This is a genomic window from Azospira sp. APE16, from assembly GCF_047901315.1.
GTDB classification, from domain to species: Bacteria; Pseudomonadota; Gammaproteobacteria; order Burkholderiales; family Rhodocyclaceae; genus Azospira; species Azospira oryzae.
The window spans coordinates 898,351-922,639 of sequence record NZ_CP179682.1 but is presented as its reverse complement, the minus strand read 5'-3'; the positions used below and the strand labels follow the sequence as shown (position 1 = coordinate 922,639).

24 protein-coding genes are annotated in these 24,289 nt (G+C 64.6%); 15 read left to right on the top strand and 9 right to left on the bottom strand.

Annotation, left to right across the window (positions count from 1 at the left end; all coding sequences use genetic code 11):
- Positions 1–113: 113 nt before the first annotated feature.
- From ilvC to ilvB, 3 genes are read right to left on the bottom strand one after another with little or no spacing between them, the layout of a single operon-like run.
- A complete protein-coding gene (gene ilvC, locus ACLSSQ_RS04625; protein WP_014238535.1) occupies positions 114–1,130 on the bottom strand; it encodes a ketol-acid reductoisomerase in 1,017 nt (338 codons plus the stop codon).
- Between the two features lie 29 nt (positions 1,131–1,159).
- Positions 1,160–1,651 carry an acetolactate synthase small subunit gene (gene ilvN, locus ACLSSQ_RS04620; protein ID WP_014238536.1) on the bottom strand — a complete coding sequence of 164 codons (492 nt, stop codon included), beginning with the start codon at positions 1,649–1,651 and terminating at the stop codon, positions 1,160–1,162.
- A 17-nt stretch (positions 1,652–1,668) separates the two neighbouring features.
- A complete protein-coding gene (gene ilvB / locus ACLSSQ_RS04615) occupies positions 1,669–3,369 on the bottom strand; it encodes a biosynthetic-type acetolactate synthase large subunit (RefSeq protein ID WP_152090862.1) in 1,701 nt (566 codons plus the stop codon).
- A gap of 195 nt (positions 3,370–3,564) precedes the next feature.
- Between ilvB and ACLSSQ_RS04610 the strand changes: the two genes are divergently transcribed.
- The 4 genes from ACLSSQ_RS04610 to ACLSSQ_RS04595 are packed head-to-tail and all read left to right on the top strand — an operon-like array spanning position 3,565 to position 5,694.
- Positions 3,565–4,125, top strand: coding sequence for an RNA polymerase sigma factor (locus tag ACLSSQ_RS04610; RefSeq protein ID WP_202946032.1), 561 nt, complete (start codon positions 3,565–3,567; stop codon positions 4,123–4,125).
- Positions 4,122–4,493, top strand: a complete 372-nt coding sequence (locus ACLSSQ_RS04605) for a DUF3619 family protein (RefSeq protein ID WP_165397465.1) — start codon at positions 4,122–4,124, stop codon at positions 4,491–4,493. Before ACLSSQ_RS04610 ends, ACLSSQ_RS04605 begins: the two co-directional genes overlap by 4 nt.
- Positions 4,490–5,215, top strand: coding sequence for a DUF3106 domain-containing protein (locus ACLSSQ_RS04600; RefSeq protein WP_416243917.1), 726 nt, complete (start codon positions 4,490–4,492; stop codon positions 5,213–5,215). The genes ACLSSQ_RS04605 and ACLSSQ_RS04600 overlap by 4 nt, the downstream gene beginning before the upstream one ends.
- Positions 5,215–5,694, top strand: coding sequence for an RDD family protein (locus ACLSSQ_RS04595; RefSeq protein WP_014238541.1), 480 nt, complete (start codon positions 5,215–5,217; stop codon positions 5,692–5,694). Before ACLSSQ_RS04600 ends, ACLSSQ_RS04595 begins: the two co-directional genes overlap by 1 nt.
- A gap of 97 nt (positions 5,695–5,791) precedes the next feature.
- Here the strand turns inward: ACLSSQ_RS04595 and lptG are convergent, their stop codons facing one another.
- The gene (lptG, locus tag ACLSSQ_RS04590) at positions 5,792–6,898 is read right to left on the bottom strand and encodes an LPS export ABC transporter permease LptG (protein WP_014238542.1); all 1,107 of its coding nucleotides are present in this window, start codon (positions 6,896–6,898) and stop codon (positions 5,792–5,794) included.
- Positions 6,895–7,980 (bottom strand): LPS export ABC transporter permease LptF, encoded by a 1,086-nt coding sequence (gene lptF / locus ACLSSQ_RS04585; protein WP_014238543.1) that lies wholly within the window; start codon positions 7,978–7,980, stop codon positions 6,895–6,897. The genes lptG and lptF overlap by 4 nt, the downstream gene beginning before the upstream one ends.
- A 101-nt stretch (positions 7,981–8,081) precedes the next feature.
- Between lptF and ACLSSQ_RS04580 the strand changes: the two genes are divergently transcribed.
- The 4 genes from ACLSSQ_RS04580 (at position 8,082) to ACLSSQ_RS04565 (ending at position 13,451) form a co-directional block, all read left to right on the top strand.
- Complete coding sequence (locus ACLSSQ_RS04580) at positions 8,082–9,578, top strand: leucyl aminopeptidase (protein ID WP_014238544.1); 1,497 nt, start codon at positions 8,082–8,084, stop codon at positions 9,576–9,578.
- Positions 9,579–9,593: 15 nt separating this feature from the next.
- Positions 9,594–10,025: a DNA polymerase III subunit chi gene (locus ACLSSQ_RS04575; RefSeq protein ID WP_416243916.1), complete on the top strand. Its 432-nt coding sequence runs from the start codon at positions 9,594–9,596 to the stop codon at positions 10,023–10,025.
- A complete protein-coding gene (locus ACLSSQ_RS04570) occupies positions 10,022–10,513 on the top strand; it encodes a hypothetical protein (RefSeq protein WP_416243915.1) in 492 nt (163 codons plus the stop codon). The genes ACLSSQ_RS04575 and ACLSSQ_RS04570 overlap by 4 nt, the downstream gene beginning before the upstream one ends.
- 100 nt (positions 10,514–10,613) lie before the next feature.
- Entirely contained in the window at positions 10,614–13,451 is a 2,838-nt protein-coding gene (locus ACLSSQ_RS04565) for a valine--tRNA ligase (RefSeq protein ID WP_416243914.1), read from the top strand.
- Between the two features lie 182 nt (positions 13,452–13,633).
- On the opposite strand, the gene pabB is transcribed toward ACLSSQ_RS04565, so the two are convergent.
- The 3 genes from pabB to ACLSSQ_RS04550 all read right to left on the bottom strand — a co-directional run bounded on the left by pabB (position 13,634) and on the right by ACLSSQ_RS04550 (position 17,317).
- Positions 13,634–15,454, bottom strand: coding sequence for an aminodeoxychorismate synthase component I (gene pabB / locus ACLSSQ_RS04560; protein ID WP_416243913.1), 1,821 nt, complete (start codon positions 15,452–15,454; stop codon positions 13,634–13,636).
- 67 nt (positions 15,455–15,521) lie between these two features.
- Complete coding sequence (locus ACLSSQ_RS04555) at positions 15,522–15,749, bottom strand: sulfurtransferase TusA family protein (protein WP_014235129.1); 228 nt, start codon at positions 15,747–15,749, stop codon at positions 15,522–15,524.
- A gap of 80 nt (positions 15,750–15,829) precedes the next feature.
- Positions 15,830–17,317: a M48 family metalloprotease gene (locus tag ACLSSQ_RS04550; protein WP_416243912.1), complete on the bottom strand. Its 1,488-nt coding sequence runs from the start codon at positions 17,315–17,317 to the stop codon at positions 15,830–15,832.
- Between the two features lie 42 nt (positions 17,318–17,359).
- Between ACLSSQ_RS04550 and moaC the strand changes: the two genes are divergently transcribed.
- Genes moaC through soxZ form a run of 3 tightly spaced genes read left to right on the top strand, consistent with a single transcriptional unit; the run spans position 17,360 to position 18,687 of the window.
- The gene (gene moaC, locus ACLSSQ_RS04545; protein ID WP_416243911.1) at positions 17,360–17,854 is read left to right on the top strand and encodes a cyclic pyranopterin monophosphate synthase MoaC; all 495 of its coding nucleotides are present in this window, start codon (positions 17,360–17,362) and stop codon (positions 17,852–17,854) included.
- A gap of 35 nt (positions 17,855–17,889) precedes the next feature.
- The gene (soxY, locus tag ACLSSQ_RS04540) at positions 17,890–18,360 is read left to right on the top strand and encodes a thiosulfate oxidation carrier protein SoxY (RefSeq protein ID WP_287873955.1); all 471 of its coding nucleotides are present in this window, start codon (positions 17,890–17,892) and stop codon (positions 18,358–18,360) included.
- 9 nt (positions 18,361–18,369) lie between these two features.
- Positions 18,370–18,687, top strand: a complete 318-nt coding sequence (gene soxZ / locus ACLSSQ_RS04535) for a thiosulfate oxidation carrier complex protein SoxZ (protein ID WP_014235133.1) — start codon at positions 18,370–18,372, stop codon at positions 18,685–18,687.
- Positions 18,688–18,772: 85 nt separating this feature from the next.
- On the opposite strand, the gene ACLSSQ_RS04530 is transcribed toward soxZ, so the two are convergent.
- Positions 18,773–18,976, bottom strand: a complete 204-nt coding sequence (locus ACLSSQ_RS04530) for a cold-shock protein (RefSeq protein ID WP_014235134.1) — start codon at positions 18,974–18,976, stop codon at positions 18,773–18,775.
- A gap of 312 nt (positions 18,977–19,288) precedes the next feature.
- On the opposite strand from ACLSSQ_RS04530, the gene clpS reads away from it, so the two are divergent.
- From clpS to aceA, 4 genes are all read left to right on the top strand, one after another.
- The gene (gene clpS, locus ACLSSQ_RS04525) at positions 19,289–19,606 is read left to right on the top strand and encodes an ATP-dependent Clp protease adapter ClpS (RefSeq protein WP_014235135.1); all 318 of its coding nucleotides are present in this window, start codon (positions 19,289–19,291) and stop codon (positions 19,604–19,606) included.
- The gene (gene clpA / locus ACLSSQ_RS04520; protein ID WP_014235136.1) at positions 19,607–21,862 is read left to right on the top strand and encodes an ATP-dependent Clp protease ATP-binding subunit ClpA; all 2,256 of its coding nucleotides are present in this window, start codon (positions 19,607–19,609) and stop codon (positions 21,860–21,862) included. It abuts the gene before it with no gap.
- A gap of 107 nt (positions 21,863–21,969) precedes the next feature.
- Positions 21,970–22,461 carry a ribonuclease E activity regulator RraA gene (gene rraA, locus ACLSSQ_RS04515; RefSeq protein ID WP_205230539.1) on the top strand — a complete coding sequence of 164 codons (492 nt, stop codon included), beginning with the start codon at positions 21,970–21,972 and terminating at the stop codon, positions 22,459–22,461.
- Between the two features lie 418 nt (positions 22,462–22,879).
- Positions 22,880–24,190: an isocitrate lyase gene (aceA, locus tag ACLSSQ_RS04510; RefSeq protein WP_014235138.1), complete on the top strand. Its 1,311-nt coding sequence runs from the start codon at positions 22,880–22,882 to the stop codon at positions 24,188–24,190.
- Positions 24,191–24,289 lie beyond the last annotated feature (99 nt).

Below are 24,289 nucleotides of genomic sequence, written 5' to 3'. Positions count from 1 at the left end.
GGACGCTCCGGCCGGGGCCGCAGCGTGAAGACGGGAGTTGCAACGAAACCGGGGCGGAGCCCCGGAAAGCGCGTGCAGCCTGCGCCTCCGGTTAGCTCCGCCCCGCGCCAGTCTTAGTTCTTGGACTGGTCCACCAGCTTGTTCTTCTTGATCCAGGGCATCATGTCGCGCAGCTTGGAACCGACCTGCTCGATGGGATGATCGGCGGTCAGGCGGCGGCGGGCGGTCATGCTGGGGTAGCCGGTCTTGCCTTCCAGGATGAACATCTTGGCGTATTCGCCGGTCTGGATGCGCTTCAGGGCGTTGCGCATGGCGTAGCGGGATTCTTCGTTGATGACTTCGGGGCCGGTCACGTACTCGCCATACTCCGCGTTGTTGGAGATGGAGTAGTTCATGTTGGCGATGCCGCCTTCGTACATCAGGTCCACGATCAGCTTCAGCTCGTGCAGGCACTCGAAGTAGGCCATTTCGGGAGCGTAGCCGGCTTCCACCAGGGTCTCGAAGCCCATCTTCACCAGTTCCACGGCGCCGCCACAGAGCACGGCCTGTTCGCCGAAGAGGTCGGTTTCGGTCTCTTCACGGAAGTTGGTTTCGATGACGCCACCCTTGGTGCCGCCGTTGGCAGCGGCGTAGGACAGGGCGATGTCCTTGGCCTTGCCGGTCTTGTCCTGGTACACGGCGATCAGGGAAGGCACGCCGCCGCCCTTCAGGTACTCGGAGCGCACGGTGTGGCCAGGGCCCTTGGGGGCGACCATGATGACGTCCACGTCTTCGCGGGGCACCACCTGGTTGTAATGCACGTTGAAACCGTGGGCGAAGGCCAGGGCGGCGCCCTTCTTCAGGTTGGGTTCCACGTCGGCGTAGTACACGGCGGGGATGTTCTCGTCGGGCAGCAGGATCATGACCACGTCGGCGCCCTTGACGGCCTTGGCGATCTCTTCCACCTTCAGACCGGCCTTTTCGGCCTTGGCCCAGGAGGCACCGCCCTTGCGCAGGCCGACGGTGACCTTGCAGCCGGAATCCTTCAGGTTCTGGGCGTGGGCGTGGCCCTGGGAGCCGTAGCCGACGATGGTGACTTTCTTGCCCTTGATGAGGGAGAGGTCGGCGTCCTTGTCGTAATAAACTTTCATTTTTTTCCTTTCGGGTTCAAGGGCTTGCTTCAAACTTTGAGAATGCGGTCGCCGCGGCCGATGCCGCAGACGCCGGTACGCACGGTTTCGAGGATCAGACCGGCATCGAGGGCGGCAATGAAGGAGTCCAGCTTGGCGCCGGTGCCGGTCAGCTCGATGACGTAGGTCGAATCGGTCACGTCAATGATACGGCCGCGGAAGATATCGGCCATACGCTTCATCTCTTCGCGGTCCTTGCCGGTGGCGCGGACCTTGATGAGCATGAGTTCCCGCTCGGAATGAGCGGCTTCGGAAAGATCCACCACCTTGACCACGTCCACCAGCTTGTTGAGCTGTTTGGTGATCTGTTCCAGCACATCTTCTGACCCCGTGGTAACGATGGTCATGCGGGACAGGGAGGCATCCTCGGTAGGAGCCACGGTGAGGGATTCGATATTGTAGCCGCGGGCGGAGAACAGGCCCGCCACCCGGGACAGGGCGCCGGCTTCGTTTTCCAGCAGGATGGAAATGATGTGTCGCATGGTTCTCTACTCCGGGCTCACAGGTCTTCGGACAGGATCATTTCGGACAGGCCCTTGCCGGCCGCCACCATGGGGTAGACGTTAGCTTCGGGGTCGATGATGAAGTCCATAAACACCAGGCGGTCCTTGTATTCGGTGAAGGCCTTCTTCAGGGCCGGCACCACGTCCTCGGGCTTCTCGATGCGCATGCCGACGTGGCCGTAGGATTCGGCCAGCTTGACGAAATCGGGCAGAGAAGTGACGTAGGACTGGGAGTAGCGCTTGGAGTAGAACATCTCCTGCCACTGCCGCACCATGCCCAGCATGCCGTTGTTGAGGTTGATGATCTTCACCGGCAGTTCGAACTGCTTGCAGGTGGACAGCTCCTGGATGCACATCTGGATGGAGCCTTCGCCGGTGATACAGGCCACCTGGGCGCCCGGATTGGCGAAAAGCACGCCCATGGCGTAGGGCAGGCCCACGCCCATGGTGCCCAGACCGCCGGAGTTGATCCAGCGGCGGGGCTTGTCGAACTTGTAGTACTGGGCGGCGAACATCTGGTGCTGGCCCACGTCGGAGGTGATGAAGGCTTCGCCCTGGGTCACCTCGTAGAGCTTCTCTACCACGTACTGGGGCTCGATCAGGTCGCCCTGCTTGTAGCCCAGGCTGTTCTTGGCGCGCCAGCCGTCGATCTGCTGCCACCAGTCGGAGACGTCGGGAGCCGGCTTGGCGCCGTCGTCCAGCAGCTTGAGCAGCTCGTCCAGCACATCGGGCACGTTGCCGACGATGGGCACATCCACCTTGACCCGCTTGGAAATGGAGGAAGGATCGATATCCACATGGATGATCTTGCGCGGCACGCCGCCAAAATGCTCGGGATTGCCGATCACCCGGTCGTCGAAGCGGGCACCGATGGCCAGCACCACATCGGCGTGCTGCATGGTCATGTTGGCTTCGTAGGTGCCGTGCATGCCCAGCATACCGACGAACTGCTTGTCGGTGGCCGGGTAGCCGCCCAGGCCCATGAGGGTGTTGGTGACCGGGAAGTTGAGACGCTTGGCCAGCTTCACCAGCTTCTCGGAGGCGTCGGAGAGGACCACGCCGCCGCCGGTGTAGATGATGGGCTGCTTGGCTTCCAGCAGCATCTGCACGGCCTTCTTGATCTGCCCCAGGTGGCCCTTGACCACCGGGTTGTAGGAGCGCATCTGCACGGAGGCCGGATATTCGAACTCGCACTTGTTGGCGGTGATGTCCTTGGGGATATCCACCACCACCGGGCCGGGACGGCCGGTCTTGGCGATGTGGAAGGCCTTCTTCATGGTGGAGGCCAGATCCTTGACGTCCTTCACCAGGAAGTTGTGCTTGACGCAGGGGCGGGTGATGCCCACGGTGTCGCATTCTTGGAAAGCATCCTGGCCGATGTAGTAGGTCGGCACCTGGCCGCACAGCACCACCATCGGGATGGAGTCCATATAGGCCGTGGCAATGCCGGTGACGGCATTGGTGACGCCGGGACCGGAGGTCACCAGGGCCACGCCGACCCGTTCGGAGGAGCGGGAATAGGCATCGGCAGCATGGACGGCAGCCTGTTCATGGCGTACCAGGATATGCTTGATGTCGTCCTGCTTGAACAGTTCGTCGTAAATATGCAGCACCGAACCGCCAGGATAGCCGAACACATAGTCGACCTTTTCTTCCTGAAGGCACCTGATTACAATCTCCGCACCGGTAAGCGTCATTTTTATGGCCTTACGTAAGTCGCTCGAAAAACCTGCTACGTTAATGGCTCGCCCCGGATTGGTCAAGGTAAAATACCCGCCCAAGGCCAGTAAAAGCCCGCCATTCAGCCGCACCCCGAGGCCCGCATCCAGGCCGGGCGCAGGCCGGAAAAACAAGCCCCGCACAGCGGGCAATTATCTCCCCGACTAGGATTCATTCTGGCTACACCACGCGAACTGTCGGATTTTCTCGCCGGCGTCGAACGCCGGGCCTTCAAACAGGCCCTGTTCGCCGTGCGTGACGAAGAAGCTGCCCTGGACCTGGTCCAGGATGCCATGATGCGCCTGGCCGAGAAATACGGCGACCGGCCGGCAGAAGAATTGCCGATGCTGTTCCAACGCATCCTGCAAAATGCCATCCGGGACTATTACCGCCGCAGCAAGGTCCGCTCCATGTGGACCACCCTGCTCTCCTCCCTGACCCCGGGGGACGACGAGGACAGCGACCCGCTGGACACCCTGGAGGTGGAAGGCAAGGCCGGCGACAGCCCGGAGGGCTCCCTGGAACAGTCCCAGGTCCTGGCCGTCATTGAAGCAGAGATTTCCCGCCTACCCGGACGTCAACGGGAGGCCTTCCTCATGCGTTATTGGGAAGATATGGACGTCGCAGAGACGGCGGCAGCCATGGGATGCTCCGAAGGGAGCGTCAAGACCCATTGCTCCCGGGCCACCCACACCCTGGCCGCCGCATTGAAAGCAAAAGGAATAACCCTATGAACGAACAGCACTTTGCCTACCAGATACGGCGGCATCTGAACCAGGAGACCATGGCGCTCAGCCCGAGCATCACGGATCGCCTGGCGGCAGCCCGTAGCCAGGCGCTCGCCCACCAGCGGGTGGCCGCCCACGCCCCCATCCTGGCCGGCCTGGGTTTCCACCTGCACCTGGACGGCTTCCGCCCCAAGCACATGCTGGCCGCCCTGGCCCTGGTCGTCGGCCTTTCCTCCGGCATGCTGTGGCAGGCCGACGAACAGATGAACGAACTGGAAGACGTGGATAGCGCCCTGCTGGCCGACGATCTGCCCCTGGACGCCTACACGGACCAGGGATTTGCCGCCTGGCTGGACCAGAACCCTGACGAATGACCGGTAAGCCGGCCTCCTTCCCCTTCCTACTCTTGCTGGCCCTGCTGGCAGGCTTGGTTGCGCCCGCCGGCGCCCAGACCCCCGGCACCACCGCCGTCGTCGCCACCCCGCCCCAGCCGGCTTGGCAGGAGCTGGACCAGACCCAGCAGCAGATCCTTGCCCCCCTGGCGGAGGACTGGAACCGGATGGAGAACTACCGGCGCAAGAAGTGGCTCGGCATTGCCGCCCGCTATCCGCGCATGGCCGAGCAGGAACAGGAGCGGGTCCAGCGGCGCATGCGGGAATGGGCCAACATGACCCCCGAGCAGCGCAAGGAAGTCCGGGAAAAGTACAAAAACATCAAACAGTTGCCGCCGGAACGCAAGAACGCGGTGAAGCAGAAGTGGGAAGAGTACGCCAACCTGTCGGAAGAGCAGCGCCTGCAGCTCAAGGAAGCAGGCGCCGCCCGGCCGCGCCAGGCGACACCCCAGGGCATCGGCAAGGCCTTTACCACCCTGCCCCTGCGCACCCTCGCCCCCCTGTCGCTGCGACCGGCCCCGACCACCCCCCATCCCAGACCAACGCCCCCCGCCCTGCCTAACGGGAAGAAGGTGCTGGGCAAGGGCGGCATCCCCCAATTGCCCCATCCGCCCCAGATCCTGCGCATTCCGGGCGACGGACAGATTCCCTCCCTGCTGCCGCCCATGCCGAAGCGGGCGCCGGCACCCAGCCGCAAGCCCTGATGACTTCCCGCCCCGACTCCACCCTGGCCAGCGGCCAGGGCAAGCCTGCCGCCCCCGACCAGCGCAGCCCGGCCAGCCTGTTCCGCCGCCTGGCCAGCATGCTTTACGACACCCTGCTGGCCCTGGCCGTACTTTTCCTCGCCTGGCTCCTGCCCCACATCCTGCTGGGGCTGGTCGGCAAGGTCATGGCACACCCCGCCCTGCTGTGGGGTCACTTCTTCCTGGTCCTGCTGCTTTACTTTGGCTGGCTCTGGCTCCATGGCGGCCAGACCCTGGCCATGAAGACCTGGCGCATCCGCCTGGTGAACGCCAACGGCGGCGGCATCCAGCCCCTGCAGGCCCTGTTGCGCTACCTGCTGGCCTGGCCCAGCCTGGGCTTTTTCGGCGCCGGCCTGGTGTGGGCCCTGTTTGACCGGGACGGCCAGTTCCTGCATGACCGGCTGGCGGGAACCCGCCTGGTCAATAGCAACCACGCCTGAACCACGGCAGCAGACAGGCTGCCAGCGGATAAAAAGAAACCGGGCTCAGGGCCCGGTTTCTTTTTATCCATACGCAGGAATCTCCTGCCGCCTGCGCTTAACGCCGTTCGACCCACCACATCATGCCCATCGCCGCCAGGAGGAACATGGCGGACGGCGCCACCGCGCTGGAGAAGGGTGGCCAGCTGTTGATGATGCCCAGGTTGGAAAAAAGGCCGTTGAGCATGTGGAAGAACACCCCCAGCATGACACCGGAGAAAATTTTCAGGCTGACGCCGCCCACCCGGTTGTGGCTGTAGCCGAAAGGCAGGGCCAGGGCCACCATCACCAGGGCCGCCAGGGGATAGACCACCTTCTTCCACAGGGCGATTTCGTAACGCTGGGTCTTCTGCCGGTTGTCGGAGAGGTGCTTGATGTAGGACATCAAGTTCCACACCGACATGCGCTCCGGGACCACCAGCAGCACCGAGAGAATGTCCGGATTCAGGGCCGACTGCCACATCACCTCGTCCTGGTGGGCCACCCGGCCCCGCACCGGCTGCCCCTTGGCGTCGTGCTCCAGGATGGTCTGTTCCACGCTGTTGAGGCGCCATTCGCTGGTGGGCAGGTATTCGCCTTCCTTGGCCTCACTGACCATCTGCAGCCGCTGCTGGTCGTCGAACTCGTAGATGCGGATTCCCAGCAGCTTGGCTTCCGGCGTCACCGTGCGCACGTTGATGAAGCGGTTTTCGTCCTTGACCCACAGGCCGGTGCGGAAATCGGCGGAAAGGGCCGTGCCCTGGGCCTGCAGGCGGATGCGCTGGCCCAGCTTCTCCGACGGCGGCGCCAGGAACTCACCGATGATGAAGGTGAGGAAGGCAAACAGGGCTGCCACCCGGAACAGGGTCATCAGCAGCTCCCGGGTCGACAGGCCGGAAGCCCGCAAGACCGTGATTTCCGAATGCCGGGCCAGGGTGGACAGGGCGAAGAGGGAGCCGATCAGCACGGCGATGGGCATCAGTTCATAAATGCGGCCGGGCAGGGTCAGGGTCACAAAAATGATGGCGTGCTGGATACGGTAGGCCCCCTTGCCGATATCCCCCAGCTCGTTGATCAGGTCGAAAAAGCCGAAGAGAGCGAGAAATGCCGCCAGCACCAGCAAAGTGGCAAAAAACACCTCACGGAAGAGGTAGCGCTGATAGGTCTTGCCGAGAGGAAGCTTCATTTACGCAGCCGCAGGAAAGAGAACACCGCGATGCGGCGGAAGAACAGCAGGGGCAACAGGGCCGCCATCAGCACGTGCACCAGCCACCAGCCGGTGGAGAAGGAAAGGCGCCCCTGGGCCACCCAGGCCTGGCTGACGGAAAGCAGGTTGCTGTAGATGGTGAAGGTAAGCAGGGCCAGGATCATGTTGGCGGAACGGCCGGCCCGGGGATTGACGAAGCTCATGGGAATGGCCAGCAGGGCCAGCACCAGGGCGGACAAGGGCACCCCCACCCGCCACAGGAATTCGGCCATGTAGCCGGGACTGCCGTTTTTCAGCAATTCCCTGGTGGATGTGTTTTTCGGCGTCTTTTCGATGCCCTGGCTTTCCTTGGTGTCGACCCGCAGGGCATAGCGCACGAACTCCAGTACCCGGAACTCGGGAATGCCGGGCGTCACTTCATAACGACGGCCATGCTCCATGACCATGAAACGGTCGCCGTTTTCCATCTGTTCGGAACGGCCGGTGGCGGCCATCATGACCCCCAGTTTCTGGTGCTGCATGGAACTGACGAAAATGTTGCGCACCTGGGTCGAATCGTCCGCCACCGCCTCGACGAACACCACGCGCTGGGAGGAACTGGCTTCCTTGAAGGCACCCGGGGAAACCTGGGCCGTGTCGTCCCGGTTCTGGCCGGTCAGCTTCTGCCGGTACTCGGCGCTCATTTTCAGGGCCCAGGGCGAAATCAGCAGGGACAGCAGGGCGATGCTCACCACCACCGGCAGGGTGAAGGTCAGCACCGGCCGCACCCAGGCGGTGAGGGACTGGCCCGAAGCGAACCACACCACCATTTCCGAATCCCGGTAGCTGCGGGACAGGGTCAGCAGGATGGCCATGAACAGGGTCAGGGACAGCAGCACCGGCAGGGAATTGAGGGCGGCGAAGCCGAGCAGGGCCACCACGGCCTCAGATGCGACCTGGCCGGCAGCGGCCTGGCCCAGCAGGCGGATCAGCTGGGTGGTCAGGAGAATGGCAAAGAGGGCGATAAACACGCCCAGGGCCGCCTGGGTAAATTCACGCCGCACGGCGCGCTGGAAAATCATGCTTTGACTTTGCCGAAAGGAAACGGTGATAATCGACGCTGAATTTGCGGTTTAGCTACTTTTTTGCCGATTTATCACAAAGTTACGGATAGGAGCGGACGGTGGAATTTAGCATAAAAAGCGGTAGTCCGGAAAAGCAGCGCAGCGCCTGTGTGGTGGTCGGAGTTCACGAACCGCGCAAGCTGACCCTGCCGGCGGAACTGCTGGACAACGCTGCCCGCAGCTATATTTCCGACATCATTCGCCGCGGCGACATGGAAGGCAAGCTGGGCTCCACCCTGCTCCTGCACAACGTGCCCGGCACCCTGTGCGACCGGGTCCTGCTGGTGGGCCTGGGCAAAGAGAAGGAATTCCGGGAAAAGGAATACTGCCAGGCCGTGCGCACGGCGGTGAAAACCCTCAATGAAACCGGCTCCTTCGACGGCGTCGTCTTCCTCACCGAAATTCCGGTCAAAAAGCGCACCGTCAGCTGGCGTGTGCGCCAGGCCGCCATCGTCGCCCAGGAAACGGTTTACCGCTTCGACCAGCTGAAGAGCAAGAAGGACGAAGTCCGCCGCCCCCTGCGCAAGCTCACCTTCGCCGTCGAACGGCGCAACGAACTGACGCCGGCCGAAGAAGCCCTCAACCAGGGCCTGGCCATCGCCGAGGGCATGGCCCTGGCGAAGAACCTGGGCAACCTGCCGGGCAACCTGTGCACCCCCACCTACCTGGCCGAGCAGGCGACCGCCATGGCCCAGGAACACGGCCTGGAATGCCAGATCCTGGAAAAGGGCGAGATGGAAGCCCTGGGCATGTTCAGCCTGCTCTCCGTCGCCCGCGGCTCCCACCAGCCGCCCAAGTTCATCGTCCTGCAGTACAAGGGCGGCAAGAAGGAAGAGAAGCCCCTGGTGCTGGTGGGCAAAGGCATCACCTTCGACACCGGCGGCATTTCCCTGAAGCCGGCCGCCGAAATGGACGAGATGAAGTACGACATGTGCGGCGCCGCCAGCGTCCTCGGCACCATCAAGGCCGCCGCCCTGATGAAGCTGCCGGTGAACCTGACGGTGATCGTGCCGGCTACGGAGAACATGCCCGGCGGCAGCGCCACCAAGCCCGGCGACGTGGTCACTTCCCTCTCCGGCCAGACCATCGAAGTCCTCAACACCGACGCCGAAGGCCGCCTGGTGCTGTGCGACGCCCTCACCTACGCCGAACGCTTCGAGCCGGAAACGGTGATCGACGTGGCCACCCTCACCGGCGCCTGCGTCGTCGCCCTGGGCGCCGTGGCCACCGGCCTCTTCAGCAACAACGACAGTCTGGCCCGGGAACTGGCCCACTGCGGCGACGAGGCCTTCGACCGGGCCTGGCACATGCCCCTGTGGGAGGACTACCAGGAGCTGCTGAAGAGCAATTTCGCCGACATGGCCAACATCGGCGGCCGTTACGCCGGGGCCATCACCGCCGCCTGCTTCCTCGCCCGTTTCACCAAGAAATTCGAGTGGGCCCACCTGGACATCGCCGGCACCGCCTGGAAATCCGGCGCCGACAAGGGCGCCACCGGCCGCCCCGTGCCCCTGCTCACCCATTACCTGCTGAAGCGGGCCGGCAAGCTGGATTAAGGCAGGCCCACGACCATGACCCGGGTGGACTTCTACTACGACGTGCCGAACAAGCTGGCCATCGCCGTCAAGCTCGCCCACAAGGCATTTTCCCAGCGCCTGCCCCTGGCCATCTACACCTCCCAGCCCCCCGTGGCGGAGCAGATCGACCGCCTGCTGTGGACCCAGCCGGCCCTGGGCTTCCTCCCCCACTGCCGGGCCGACGCGCCCCTGGCGACGGAAACGCCGGTGCTCATCGCCGAGACGCCGGCCGCCCTGGAACGCCTGCCCCAGGACGAGCTGCTGATCAACCTGGACGACGAGGTACCGCCCGGCTTTGCCCGCTTCAAGCGCCTCATCGAGATCGTCGGCCGCGAAGAGGAAGACAAGACGCCCGGCCGGGCCCGCTTCAAGTTCTACAAGGATCGGGGCTACGAGATCAACCGCCACGACCTTTCCGCCAAATGAGCGACTTCATGAACGGCAACGACGGCACCCCGACCCCGCCGACGGGCAACTCCAGCGTCATCCCCTTCCCCCCGCGCCGCCGCAGCTTCGTCGCCGCCCCGCCTCCACCGCCGCCCCCGGCGCCGGCCGGCCCCCTGGATCTGGACCTCTCCGACCTGGTGCCGGAAGGCGATGACGACATTCCGGTGCTCACCGAAGTGGTGGATCTGGCCTCGGTCAGCGCCGACGCCCCCGACGAGAAGGACGCCGGCCCCGACCTGGAGGCCCTGCGGGAAACCCTGGCCGACGCCCTGGCGGCCGAACTGGCCCATTCCATAGAGCAACGCCTGGCCTCCGAGCTACCCAGCCTGGTGGAAGCCACCCTGGCCGGCCTGCAGGACGACCTCAAGGCCGGCATCATCGCCGCCACCGAAGCCGCCCTGAAGGACTTCATCGCCCGTCGGCAACAGCTGCAGCTGCCCTTCGACCCGCCCGCCCCGGGCAACTGAACGGGCCGACCGGCCCAAATCTCCGGACAAGCAGACCGGGAGCGCCCGCCGCTTCCGGTATAATTGCGCCCTTTCCTTTCGCCCCAATCCCCTGATTCCTATGGAACTCGCCAAAAGTTTTGAGCCGGCAGCCGTCGAACGCCACTGGTACCCGCTCTGGGAAGAACGCGGCTACTTCGCCGCCGGCCTGGACACCAGCAAGCCCGCCGACCAGTCCTTCTGCATCCTGCTGCCGCCGCCCAACGTCACCGGCACCCTGCACATGGGCCACGGCTTCAACCAGACCATCATGGATGCCCTCACCCGCTACTACCGGATGAAGGGCCACAACACCCTGTGGCAGCCGGGCACCGACCACGCCGGCATCGCCACCCAGATCGTGGTGGAGCGCCAGCTGGACGCCCAGGGCATCTCCCGCCACGACCTGGGCCGGGAGAAGTTCCTGGAGAAGGTGTGGGAGTGGAAGGAATACTCCGGCGGCACCATCACCCGCCAGATGCGCCGCATGGGCACCAGCCCCGACTGGAAGCGGGAACGCTTCACCATGGATGCCGGCCTCAACAAGATCGTCACCGAATCCTTCGTCCGCCTCTACAAGGAAGGTCTCATCTACCGCGGCAAGCGCCTGGTGAACTGGGACCCGAAGCTGCACACCGCCGTCTCCGACCTGGAAGTGGTGCAGGAGGAGGAAGACGGTTTCATGTGGCACATCCGCTACCCCCTGGCGGACGGCAGCGCCACCCTGACCGTGGCCACCACCCGGCCTGAGACCATGCTGGGCGACACCGCCGTCATGGTCCACCCGGAGGATGAGCGCTACAAGCACCTCATCGGCAAGATGGTGAAGCTGCCCCTGACCGACCGGGAAATCCCGGTCATCGCCGACGCCTATGTGGACATGGAATTCGGCACCGGCGTGGTGAAAGTCACCCCGGCCCACGACTTCAACGACTATGCCGTGGGCCAGCGCCACAACCTGCCGATCATCAGCATCCTGACCCTGGATGCCAAGATCAACGAGCACGCCCCCGAGAAGTACCGGGGCCTGGACCGGTTCGACGCGCGCAAGGCCGTGGTGGCCGACCTGGAAGCCCTGGGCATCCTGGAAAAGACCGACAAGCACAAGCTCAAGGTGCCCCGCGGCGACCGTACCGGCGTGGTCATCGAGCCCATGCTCACCGACCAGTGGTTCGTCGCCATGAGCAAGCCCGGCGAGGACGGCAAGTCCATCACCGAGAAGGCCCTGGACGTGGTGCAGTCCGGCGAGATCAAGTTCTACCCGGAAAACTGGGTGAACACCTACAACCAGTGGCTCAACAACATCCAGGACTGGTGCATCTCCCGCCAGCTGTGGTGGGGCCACCAGATTCCCGCCTGGTACGGCGTGAACGGCGAAGTCTTCGTCGCCCACAACGAAGAAGAAGCCCGGGCCCAGGCCGACGCCGCCGGTTACGCCGGCCAGCTGACCCGGGATGCGGACGTGCTCGACACCTGGTACTCCTCCGCCCTGTGGCCCTTCTCCACCCTGGACTGGACCCCGGAATACCCGGCCAAGTCCAACCCGGCCCTGGATCTCTACCTGCCCTCCTCCGTGCTGGTCACGGGCTTTGACATCATCTTCTTCTGGGTGGCGCGCATGGTCATGATGACCAAGCACATCACCGGCAAGATCCCCTTCAAGCACGTCTACGTGCACGGCCTGATCCGGGACGGTGAAGGCCAGAAGATGTCCAAGTCCAAGGGCAACGTGCTGGACCCCATCGACCTCATCGACGGCATCGACATCGACGCCCTGGTGCAGAAGCGCACCACCGGCCTGATGAATCCCAAGCAGGCCGAGAGCATCGCCAAGAAGACCAAGAAGGAGTTCCCCGAAGGCATTCCCGCCTTCGGCACCGACGCCCTGCGCTTCACCTTCGCCAGCCTGGCATCCCCCGGCCGCGACATCAAGTTCGACCTGAACCGCTGCGACGGCTACCGCAACTTCTGCAACAAGCTGTGGAATGCCACCCGCTTCGTGCTGATGAACGTGGAAGGCCACGACCTGGCCCTGGAGCACCAGCAGGCCGCCGGCGGCGCCTGCAGCGCTGATGCGCCGCTGAAGTTCAGCTTTGCCGACCGCTGGATCGTCAGCCACCTGCAGAAGGTGGAGCAGGAAATGGCCAAGCACTTCGAGGAATACCGCTTCGACCTGCTGGCCCAGACCCTCTACCGCTTCATCTGGGACGAGTTCTGCGACTGGTATCTGGAAATCGCCAAGGTGCAGATGAACGGCGGCACTCCGGAAGAAGCCAAGGCCACCCGCCGCACCCTGGTGCGGGTGCTGGAGACCATCCTGCGCCTGGCCCACCCGCTGATCCCCTTCATCACCGAGGAACTGTGGCAGGCCGTGGCCCCCATCGCCGGCCGCAAGGACGCCGAGTCCATCATGCTCACCCGCTACCCGGAAGCCAACCCGGCCAAGCTGGACGAAGCCTCGGAAGCCCAGGTGGCCCTGCTCAAGGAACTGGTAGGCGCCTGCCGCAACCTGCGCGGCGAAATGAACATGTCCCCCGCCACCAAGGTGCCCCTGCTCGCCGTCGGCGACAAGGAAGCCCTGGCCCGCTTCGCCCCCTACCTGGCGGCCCTGGCCAAGCTCTCCGAAGTGCAGATCGTGGACGACATTGCCAGCGACGAGCCGGCCCCCGTGGCCGTGGTCGGCAACTTCCGCCTGATGCTCAAGGTGGAGATCGACGTGGCCGCCGAGAAGGAGCGCCTGAGCAAGGAAATCGCCCGCCTCGAAGGGGAGATTGCCAAGGCCAATGCCAAGCTCTCCAACGAGAGCTTCGTCGCCCGGGCCCCGGAAGCCGTGGTGGCCCAGGAGAAGGAACGCCTGGCCAACTTCAGCGCCACCGTGGACAAGCTCAAGCCCCAGCTGGAAAAGCTGAACAAGGCCTGAGCCGGCCCGCCCCCCCAGAAAAACGCCCCGGTTGAGCCGGGGCGTTTTTGTTTTCAGGGTTGGGGAAGCTGAAGCCCTAGAGACATTGCAGGCACTCGGCCTGCGAGGCAATAGGCACGCCATTTCTGGCAGGACATCGCTGGCGAATGCCGTCCTTGCTTGCCCCCAGGGCAGGTGGCCTTTCAGCCCTGGGACGACAGCGTCACCGGCACCAGCCCCCGCAGGGCGTTGCCCATGTACAGCGCTTCGGCCCGGGCCAGGTCGGCCAGGGTCAACACCCGTTCCCGGGCCTCGCCGGATTCCAGCAGGCGCCGGCGCAGGATGCCCGGCAGCAGGCCGCAGGCCAGGGGCGGGGTGTAGAGCACGCCGTCGAGGCGGGCGAAGACGTTGCTGCGGGCACCCTCGCAGACTTCGTCCCGCTCGTTGAGGAAAAGGGCATCGAAGCCGCCGGGCAGGGCCATGACCCGCTGCAATTCCCCATCGTAGAGGGCCCGGGCGGTGGTCTTGTGGCGCAGCAGGTAGCGGCGGGAATCGAGACGGTGGGGCGAGAGATGAACCTGCCACGGCCCCGGAGCGGACTCCAGGGGCACGACCTGCCGCTGCAGGGTGCCGGCCTTGTTGAGGCTCAGGCGCACACGGAAGCACCCCCGGGGATGGGCCGTGGCCAGGGCGGCCAGGGCCTGGGCCACGCTGGCGTCGTCGTGGGTAAAGCCCAGGGCCTGGGCCGAGGCGGCCAGGCGCTGACGATGCAGTTCGCCGTCGGGGAAGACGCCGTCATCCAGGCGCAGGGTCTCGATCAGCTCCAGGCCCGGGTCCAGGTCGGTGAGGAAGCGGGCCTTGAGCAGGCATTCCCGGTACTCGGCGGCGGGCTCGGAGTCGGTGACGATGCCGCTGCCCACACCCATGACGCCGCGCCCGTCGGCTGCCAGTTCCAGGCTGCGGATGGCCACGTTCAGGCAGAAATCCCCGTCCGGCGCCAGCAGCCCCAGGCTGCCGGTGTACAGGCCCCGGGGCCCGACTTCCAGTTCCTCGATGATTTCCATGGCCCGCAGCTTGGGCGCGCCGGTGATGGAACCGCAGGGAAAGAGGGCCGCCAGGGTCTCGCCCGGGCCGACGCCCGGGGCCCGGGCGCTGACCGTGGAGGTCATCTGGAAGACGCTGGGGTAGGTCTCGATGGCGAACAGCTCTTCCACCCGCACCGAGCCGGTCTGGGCCAGGCGCCCCAGGTCGTTGCGCAGCAGGTCCACGATCATCAGGTTTTCCGCCCGGTCCTTGGCCGAGGCCGCCAGGGCGGCCCGGTTGGCGGCATCGCCGGCCTCGTCCGCCCCCCGCGGCGCGGTGCCCTTCATGGGGCGGGTGCGCAGGGTGTCGCCGCGGCGCGCGACGAACAGTTCGGGGGACAGGGAGAGGATCCGTCGCTCCGCCGTCAGCACCAGGCCGCCCAGGGGCGTCGGCTGGCGTTGCCGCAGGCGGGCGTAGAGGGCCAGGGGATGGCCGTAGGCCTGGAAATGCAGGGGAAAGGTGAAATTGACCTGGTAGCAGTCGCCAGCGGCGATGTAGTCCCGGATGCGCTGCACCGCCGCGGCATGGGCGGCTTGGTCCAGCCCCGGCACCAACTCGGCGATACCGCAGGCGGTCTGCTCTGCCGGCAGGGCCGCCACCTGGTCCGCCAGCCAGTTCCGGGCGGCATCGGCGTCAAGTCGTTGCGCCGCGGCGAAAAGCCACAGGTGGCCCCGGGGCGCTGGGCTGTCGGGCAGGAGATGCGGGCATCCCGCCTTGCCCGGCTGCAGCAGGCGCCCCAGTTCGTAATCCAGGGCCAGCACGGCCCACCAGCCCCGGGCGGCGCCATCCTTGGCGGCGGCCAGCCCACGCTCCAGGTCCTGTAAGGTGTGCAGGGCATGGGTCTGTCGCAGGTCAGTGCACAGCCGGGCGCCGCCCTCCTCTTCGAGGAAGGCGAAGGCGGCGGCCTCGACGGGGCCCGGGGACGGCGGGGTCAGGGACAACGGGGAAGGGGAAAAGAAAGCGGCAGGAACGGCACGGCAAGGAGGCCGCCGCACCGGACGGCAGGGCCTACTTGCGCTTGAAGAGGAAGGTGAACACCCGCTCCTCTTCGCCGGAGGCCAGCAGTTCGTTGCCGGTCTGCTTGGCGAAGGCCTGGAAGTCCTTCACCGCCCCCGGGTCCGTCGCCAGGACGCGCAGCAGCTGGCCGCTCTGCATTTCCGCCAGGGCTTTCTTGGTACGCAGGATGGGCAGGGGGCAGTTGAGGCCCTTGACGTCGAGTTCGCGATCGGGGGTCATGGCAGGCGGGATTCAGGAGAAAGGCAGGCCGCCATGGTAGCGGCCCCCCGGGGCCTTGCCAAGCCGCCGGGAAGGCCGGCCTAGCGCTTCTGCCGGGCTTCCTCTTCCTGACGGGTGCGTAGCTCCCGCAGGCGGGCATCCACCACGGACTGCTCGTAGAAATTGCCGTCGCCGGAGCGCTGGGCCATCTGCAGCTGGTCGATGGCCGGCAGCAGCTGCCCCTGCAGGGCATAGGCCTCGGCCAGGGCCTGGTGCTGCTGCAGCCGCCGGCCCAGGGCCGAGGCGGTCTTGGCCTTCAGGCTCCACAGCTTGTAGTCGCCGGTGTACAGCTGCAACTGGCCTTCCAGATAGGCCAGGGCCTCGGCCGGGCGCTTATCCGCCAGCAGGGCCTCGCTGTAGCCGTACATGAGGGACTTGGCGAAGGGGGCATTGCGCAGGGCGCTCTTGTAGATGGCGATGGCGCCGGCCACGTCACCCTGGGCGCTGCGGCTCTCCGCCGCCAGATTGTCCAGCATCGGCGAAGTGACCTTGAGCCGGCGCAGATTCTGGATTTCCTGTTCCACCGCGGCGTAGTTCCTGGCCCGCAGCTGGGCATGGGCCAGGCCGAAGCGGATGCCGGCTTCATTGGCAAACTTGCGTTCCTTGAGCAGGTGCTCCAGGTCCACCACCGCCTCCCTGGGCGTGCCCAGCTGGGCCCGCAGCTTGCCGCGCACTAGGTGGAAATCCAGGCTGTCCGGCACCTGCTTGTAGGGCGTCTTCTGGGCCCGGTTCTGCATGTCGGCGATCCGCTCCACCGTCAGGGGGTGGGTGCGCATGTAGGACGGGGCATTGTTCTCGTAGAGGCGGGAAGCCTGCTGCAGGCGCTGGAAGAAATCTCCCATGCCGCGCACGTCGAAGCCGGCCTTCTCCAGGGTCTGGAAGCCGATGCGGTCCGCCTCCCGCTCGAAGTCCCGGGAGAAACCGAGCTGGGACTGCACCATGGCCGCCTGGGAGCCGACGATGGCGGCGGAGGCCGCATCCGGGTTCTTGCTGGCGGCCAGCAGGGCCAGGGCCATGGCGGCCATGGCGACGATGGAGTTCTGCTTTTCCTTGGCGATGCCCCGGGCCAGGTGATGCTGGGTGACGTGGGAGATTTCGTGGGCCAGCACCCCCGCCAGTTCCGATTCGCTCTGGGCCGAGGTGATCAGGCCCGTATTCACCCCCACGTAGCCGCCGAAGGTGGCGAAGGCGTTGATGGTGGGGTCCTTCATGACGAAGAAGGTGAAGCCGAAGCCCGGATCGGGACTGGCCGCCGCCAGACGCTGGCCCAGCTGGTCCACGTAGGCGGCGATTTCCGGATCGTCCAGGTATTGGGGATCGCGCATGCGGATTTCGTTGAGGATGCTCTCCCCGACTTTCTTCTCCAGTTGGGGCGGAATGTCGCTCTGGGAGGAGTCCCCCAGGTCCGGCAGACCGTCCGCCAGGACCGGCGGCATGGCACCGAGGAGAGCGGCCACCAGCATGGTGGCGATGGCGCCGCGCCGGACACGCCGGGGGCGGGAAGGCTGGGTTCGCGGGGCAAAATTCATGGTGCTATGATACCGCGCTTCCCTTGCCCGTTCCCTGACGCCATGGCCGCCGAAACAACCTTTACACAATTTACCCATTTCGACGCCGGCGGCCAGGCCCACATGGTGGACGTGGGCGACAAGGCCGAAACCCAGCGCCGTGCCATCGCCACCGGCCGCATCCTGATGGAGCCAGCTACCCTGGCCCTGATCCGGGACGGCAACGCGAAGAAGGGCGACGTCATCGGCATCGCCCGCATCGCCGCCATCCAGGGCGCCAAGCGCACCGCCGACCTGATTCCCCTGTGCCACCCCATCGCCCTCACCCGGGTGGCCGTGGACTTCAACATCGATGCCGCTGCCAATGCGGTGGAATGCACCGCCACCACCCAGTGCACCGGCCGCACCGGGGTCGAGATGGAAGCCCTCACCGCCGTCAGCGCCGGCCTGCTCACCATCTACGACATGTGCAAGGCCGTCGATCGCGGCATGCACATCGAAGGCATCCGCCTGCTGGAAAAGGCCGGCGGCAAATCGGGCCTGTGGCAGGCCGAGTGACCCTCCTCCGACAGATTCCTTACCCAAGAGACCCCATGGACGCCATCCGCCGTCATCTCCTGCAAAGCGCCGCCCGGGGCGGCCTCGCCGTCGCCCTCCTGGGGGCCGGCCTGCTGCGCCCGACCCGGGTGCTCGCCGCCGACTGGAACCAGCCGGCCTTTGCCGCCACCACCCTGGGCGACGCCCTCAAGGCCTACGGCACCTCGCCGGTGCCCGACAGCAGGGAAGTGCAAATCGTCGCCGCCGACGTGGCTGAGAACGGCGGCAATGTGCCGGTGGAAGTACTGGTCAAGCTGCCCGCAGTGCAGAGCATCGCCCTCTTCGTCGAAAAGAATCCCTTCCCCCTGGCCGCCAGCATCGATCTGGCGCCGGGCGTCCTGCCCTACCTCAAGGTGCCCCTCAAGCTGGCCGAATCCACCCGGGTCAAGGCCGTGGTCAAGGCCGGCGGCAAGACCTATGTGGCCACCCGGGAAATCGGCGTCACCATCGGCGGCTGCGGCGGCTAGGAGAAGAAAATGGCAGAACCCATGAAAATCCGCGCCACCCACCAGGGCGAATTCACCGAAGTGAAGGTGCTCTTGCAGCACCCCATGGAAACCGGCCAGCGCCGGGACCCGAAAACCGGCAACAATCTGCCGCCCCACTTCATCCAGACCTTCAGCCTGGCGGTGAACGGCAAGCCCATGGTCCAGGCCCAGCTCAACACCTCGGTGGCGAAAAACCCGGTGCTGACCTTCCGCCTCCAGGGCGTCAAGGCGGGCGACCGGCTGCAGGCCCAATGGCATGACAACAAGGGCGACAGCCGCAGCGACGAGGCTGTCGTCGGCGCCTGACTCCGGACCAGCATCCGGCCCTACAAAACAAAAAAGCCCGCCTGGATGCCAGGCGGGCTTTTTCTTGGTGCAAATCCTGTGGGGCTTAAGCCTTCTGGATGTTGGACGCTTGCTTGCCCTTAGGACCTTGGGTGACGTCGAAGCTGACCTTCTCGCCTTCCTTCAGGGTCTTAAAGCCATTCATGTTGATGGCGGAGAAATGAGCGAACAGATCTTCGCTGCCATCATCGGGGGTAATGAAACCAAAACCCTTGGCGTCGTTAAACCATTTGACGGTACCAGTTGCCATATGTGCTACTTCCTTCTTGAATAAATCTTAAAACGGGAACTACTGTGCGTTGACTCCCCGACTGGCATGTTTGGTTTTCAAGACCGTGCGTGCGCCGTGCCAGAGTGTTTAAAGAATCCGGCAATTACTTGAAGCCAAACACAGCCGACGTTGTACGCTAAGTTGTTTGCATACGTCAAGCTATTTTGCGCCCCCCGCCGCCCATTTGCCCCGGACCCGGCGAAAGTCCTTGATAGACGGGGCTCCGGGCCAGTAAATACGGGCCTTGGCCAAGAGTGTTGCAGAATGCCCAAAGCCGATTAGAATCGGTCCATGGCGATACAGCATGAAAACAATCAGGGCAGCGTGGCCCTGGAAAAGAAGAGCTCCAAGGTCAAGCCGCCACCGATGTATAAGGTGCTGCTTTTGAACGACGATTTCACCCCCATGGACTTCGTCATTCTGGTGTTGCAAAAGTTTTTTGCCAAAGATCGAGAACAAGCGACGCGAATCATGCTCAAAGTCCATAACGAGGGGCGGGGATTGTGCGGGGTTTACCCCCGGGACATCGCCGCCACCAAGGTGGATCAGGTTGTTGCATTTGCACGCCAGCATCAGCACCCCCTGGTGTGCGTTATGGAGGAAAACTGAATGATCGCGCAGGAACTTGAAGTCAGCTTGCACATGGCCTTCGTCGAGGCTCGGCAAAAGCGCCACGAATTCATCACCGTCGAGCATCTGCTGCTGGCGCTGGTGGACAATCCTTCCGCCGCCGAAGCCCTGCGCGCCTGCTCCGCCAACGTGGAACAACTGCGGCGGGACCTGCAGACCTTCATCGACGAGCACACCCCCACGGTGAGCGGCGAGGACGAGATCGACACCCAGCCGACCCTGGGCTTCCAACGCGTGATCCAGCGCGCCATCCTGCACGTGCAGTCGTCCGGCAAGAAGGAAGTGACCGGTGCCAACGTGCTGGTGGCCATCTTCGGCGAAAAGGACTCCCACGCCGTGTTCTTCCTGCAGAAGCAGGGGGTCACCCGGCTCGACGTGGTGAACTTCATTTCCCACGGCATCAGCAAGTCGCCCCAGCCGGCCAAGGCGGAAACGGAACAGGAGACGGACGGCGACGGCCGCCCCGAAGCCGGCCCCCTGGAGAGCTACACCATCAATCTCAACGCCCAGGCGCTGCAGGGCAAGATCGACCCCCTCATCGGCCGGGACAAGGAACTAGAGCGGGTCATCCAGACCCTCTGCCGCCGGCGCAAGAACAACCCGCTGCTGGTGGGCGAGGCCGGGGTGGGCAAGACCGCCATCGCCGAGGGCCTGGCCCGTCGCGTGGTGGAAGGGGAAGTACCGGAAATCCTGGCCAAGGCCCACGTCTACGCCTTGGACATGGGCGCCCTGCTGGCCGGCACCAAGTACCGGGGCGACTTCGAGCAACGCCTCAAGGGCGTGCTCAAGGCCCTGCAGGACAATCCGGACGCCATCCTCTTCATCGACGAGATCCACACCCTGATCGGCGCCGGCGCCGCTTCCGGCGGCACCCTGGATGCCTCCAACCTGCTCAAGCCGGCCCTCTCCGGCGGCCAGCTAAAGTGCATCGGGGCCACCACCTACACCGAGTACCGGGGTATTTTCGAGAAGGACCACGCCCTTTCCCGCCGCTTCCAGAAGATCGACGTGAATGAGCCCTCCGTGGCCGAGACCGTGGAAATCCTCAAGGGACTGAAGACCCGTTTCGAATCCCACCACGGCATCAAGTATTCCAGCGCCGCCATCAACTCGGCAGTGGAGTTGGCGGCCCGTTTCATCACCGACCGCCACCTGCCGGACAAGGCCATCGACGTCATCGACGAGGCCGGTGCCGCCCAGCGCATCCTGCCCAAGTCGCGGCAGAAGAAGATCATCGGCAAGCCGGAGATCGAGGAGATCGTTGCCAAGATCGCCCGCATCCCCTCCAGCCACGTTTCCAACGACGACAAGGCGACCCTGAAGAACCTGGAGCGGGACCTGAAGGCCACCGTTTTCGGCCAGGATGCGGCCATTGACGCCCTGGCCAAGGCCATCAAGATGGCCCGTTCCGGCCTCGGCGCCCCGGGCAAGCCCATCGGCGCCTTCCTCTTCTCCGGCCCCACCGGCGTCGGCAAGACCGAAGTGGCCAAGCAGCTCGCCTACTTCCTCGGCGTGGACCTGACCCGCTTCGACATGTCCGAGTACATGGAACGGCATGCCGTCTCCCGCCTCATCGGCGCGCCTCCCGGCTATGTGGGTTTCGACCAGGGCGGCCTGCTGACCGAAGCCGTCACCAAGAAGCCCTACTGCGTGCTGCTGCTGGACGAAATCGAGAAGGCCCATCCGGACATCTACAACATCCTGCTGCAGGTGATGGACCACGGCACCCTGACCGACAACAACGGGCGCAAGGCCGATTTCCGCAACGTGGTCATCATCATGACCACCAACGCCGGCGCCGCCGAGTTGCAGAAACCGTCGGTGGGCTTCACTTCCAGCAAGGAAGTGGGCGACGAAATGGTGGAGATCAAGCGCCTGTTCACGCCGGAGTTCCGCAACCGGCTGGACGCCACCATTTCCTTCAAGCCCCTGGACCACGACATCATCCTGCGGGTGGTGGACAAGTTCCTCATGCAGCTGGAAGAGCAGTTGCACGAAAAGAAGGTGGAAGCCGTATTCACCGACGCCCTCAAGGATATGCTGGCGGAGCGGGGCTTCGACCCGCTCATGGGGGCCCGGCCCATGGCCCGCCTGATCCAGGACACCATCCGCGCCGCCCTGGCCGACGAACTGCTGTTCGGCCGCCTGGCCCACGGCGGCAAGGTCACCGTGGATGTGGACAAGGAGGGCAAGGTGAAGCTCGAATTCGCCAAGGAGGCGGAAGCGGTAGCCTGAGCCTGAGAACGGCAACCCGACCCAAAAGGCTGCGCCTCTTCCGGCGCAGCCTTTTTTTTGCCTAGAATCCGGAACCGCCAACCACCACCAGAAAATCAGGAGACCCCATGAGCTTCACCACCCCGGACCTGTGCGATGCCAACGAAGCCGCCATCGGCCACACCCTGCGCGTCGTCGCCCCCATGTTCAAGGCCTACGGCGGCCGTGCCCGCTTTTGCGGCCGCATCCACACCCTGAAGATTTTCGAGGACAACTCCCTGGTGCGCGAAGCCCTGGGCCAGCCCGGCCAGGGCAAGGTGCTGGTGGTGGATGGCGGCGGCTCCCTGCGCTGCGCCCTGGTGGGCGACCAGCTGGCCGTGCTGGCCCAGAAGAACGGCTGGGAAGGCATCGTCGTGTATGGCTGCATCCGGGATTCGGCCGAGATCAACCGTACCGACCTGGGGGTGCGCGCCCTGGACACCCACCCCCAGAAAAGCATCAAGAAGGGCGTCGGCGACCAGAACATCGACGTCACCTTCGGCGGCGTCACCTTCAAGCCGGAGGAATGGATCTACGTGGATGAAGACGGCGTCATCGTCTCCGCCACGCCCCTGCTGTAAGCGACACCGCCCTGCCGGGGCCGTCCGCCGGGACGGCCCCGCCCGCCCTCGTCCCCTCGCCCTCTTCCATCCCGCCTGCGCGGCCCGCGGGCACCCGCCGTTTTCCCGGCGGCGGCCGGCCATTCCCACGACCAGACAATGCCCACGGGTTTTCCCCTATTCCATTGAACAGGAAAACCGGGGGCATCCCGCACTGCCCACCCATTTCATTTCACTGCCGCGAATATCGTTTCATATAGCGGGACGCTATTTGCAACATCATAAAATTAAAAGGAAAAATATTGTCTTGTGTCTTATATAAGACATGTGTTGCTGTGCAAAATCGGCGCTATACTTTTTTCCCATCGGAGCACAGGAAACGTCACCCCGACACTGGCCTCCGAATCTTCCGCCAACGCTATTTATAGAGGAACCGAACATGAGCACTCGCGAACAGCAAATCGCCGCCCTGGAAAAAGACTGGGCTGAGAACCCCCGTTGGAAGGGCGTCAAGCGTGGTTATTCCGCTGCTGACGTGGTTCGTCTGCGCGGCTCCCTGCAGCCCGAGTACACCTTCGCCCAGCGCGGTGCCAAGGTCCTCTGGGAAAAGGTCAACGGCGGCGCCAAGAAGGGCTACGTGAATGCTTTCGGCGCCATCACCGCCGGTCAAGCCATGCAACAGGCCAAGGCTGGCCTGGAAGCCGTGTATCTGTCCGGCTGGCAGGTTGCTGCCGACGGCAACACCTCCGAAACCATGTACCCGGACCAGTCCCTGTATGCCTACGACTCCGTCCCCACCATGGTTCGCCGCATCAACAACACCTTCAAGCGTGCTGACGAAATCCAGTGGTCCCGCGGCATCAACCCCGGCGACAAGGAATTCATCGACTACTTCCTGCCCATCGTGGCTGACGCTGAAGCCGGCTTCGGCGGCGTGCTGAACGCCTTCGAACTGATGAAGAACATGATCGCCGCCGGCGCCGCCGGTGTGCACTTCGAAGACCAACTGGCTGCCGCCAAGAAGTGTGGCCACATGGGTGGCAAGGTGCTGGTGCCGACCCGCGAAGCCGTGGAAAAGCTGATCTCCGCCCGTTTCGCCGCTGACGTCATGGGCGTGCCGACCCTGATCCTGGCCCGTACCGATGCCGAAGCTGCCAACCTGATCACCTCCGACTACGACGCCAACGACAAGCCCTTCCTCACCGGCGAACGTACCCAGGAAGGCTTCTTCCGCGTCAAGAACGGTCTGGAACAGTCCATCTCCCGCGGCGTTGCCTACGCTCCCTACGCCGATCTGGTGTGGTGCGAAACCGGCGTGCCCGACATCGGCTTCGCCCGTGAATTCGCCCAGGCCGTGCATGCTGCCTGCCCCGGCAAGCTGCTGTCCTACAACTGCTCCCCGTCCTTCAACTGGAAGAAGAACCTCAACGACAGCCAGATCGCTTCCTTCCAGGAAGAACTGTCCGCCCTGGGCTACAAGTACCAGTTCATCACCCTGGCCGGCATCCACGTCAATTGGTACAACACCTTCAAGTTCGCCAAGGCCTACGCCGGCGGCGAAGGCATGAAGCACTACGTGGAAATGGTGCAGGAGCCCGAATTCGCCGCCCGCGAAGACGGCTACACCTTCGTTTCCCACCAGCAGGAAGTGGGCACCGGCTACTTCGACGACGTGACCACCGTGATCCAGGGCGGCTCCTCCTCCGTCAAGGCCCTGACCGGTTCCACCGAAGAAGAACAGTTCCACTAAGCAGCACCCGCGGGCATCCCGGCCAGGGTCGGGATGCCCGGCAGCAGCTCATTCTGCTGCCATCAGGAATCCGAATTGCATCATCCCTTATCCTCTTGC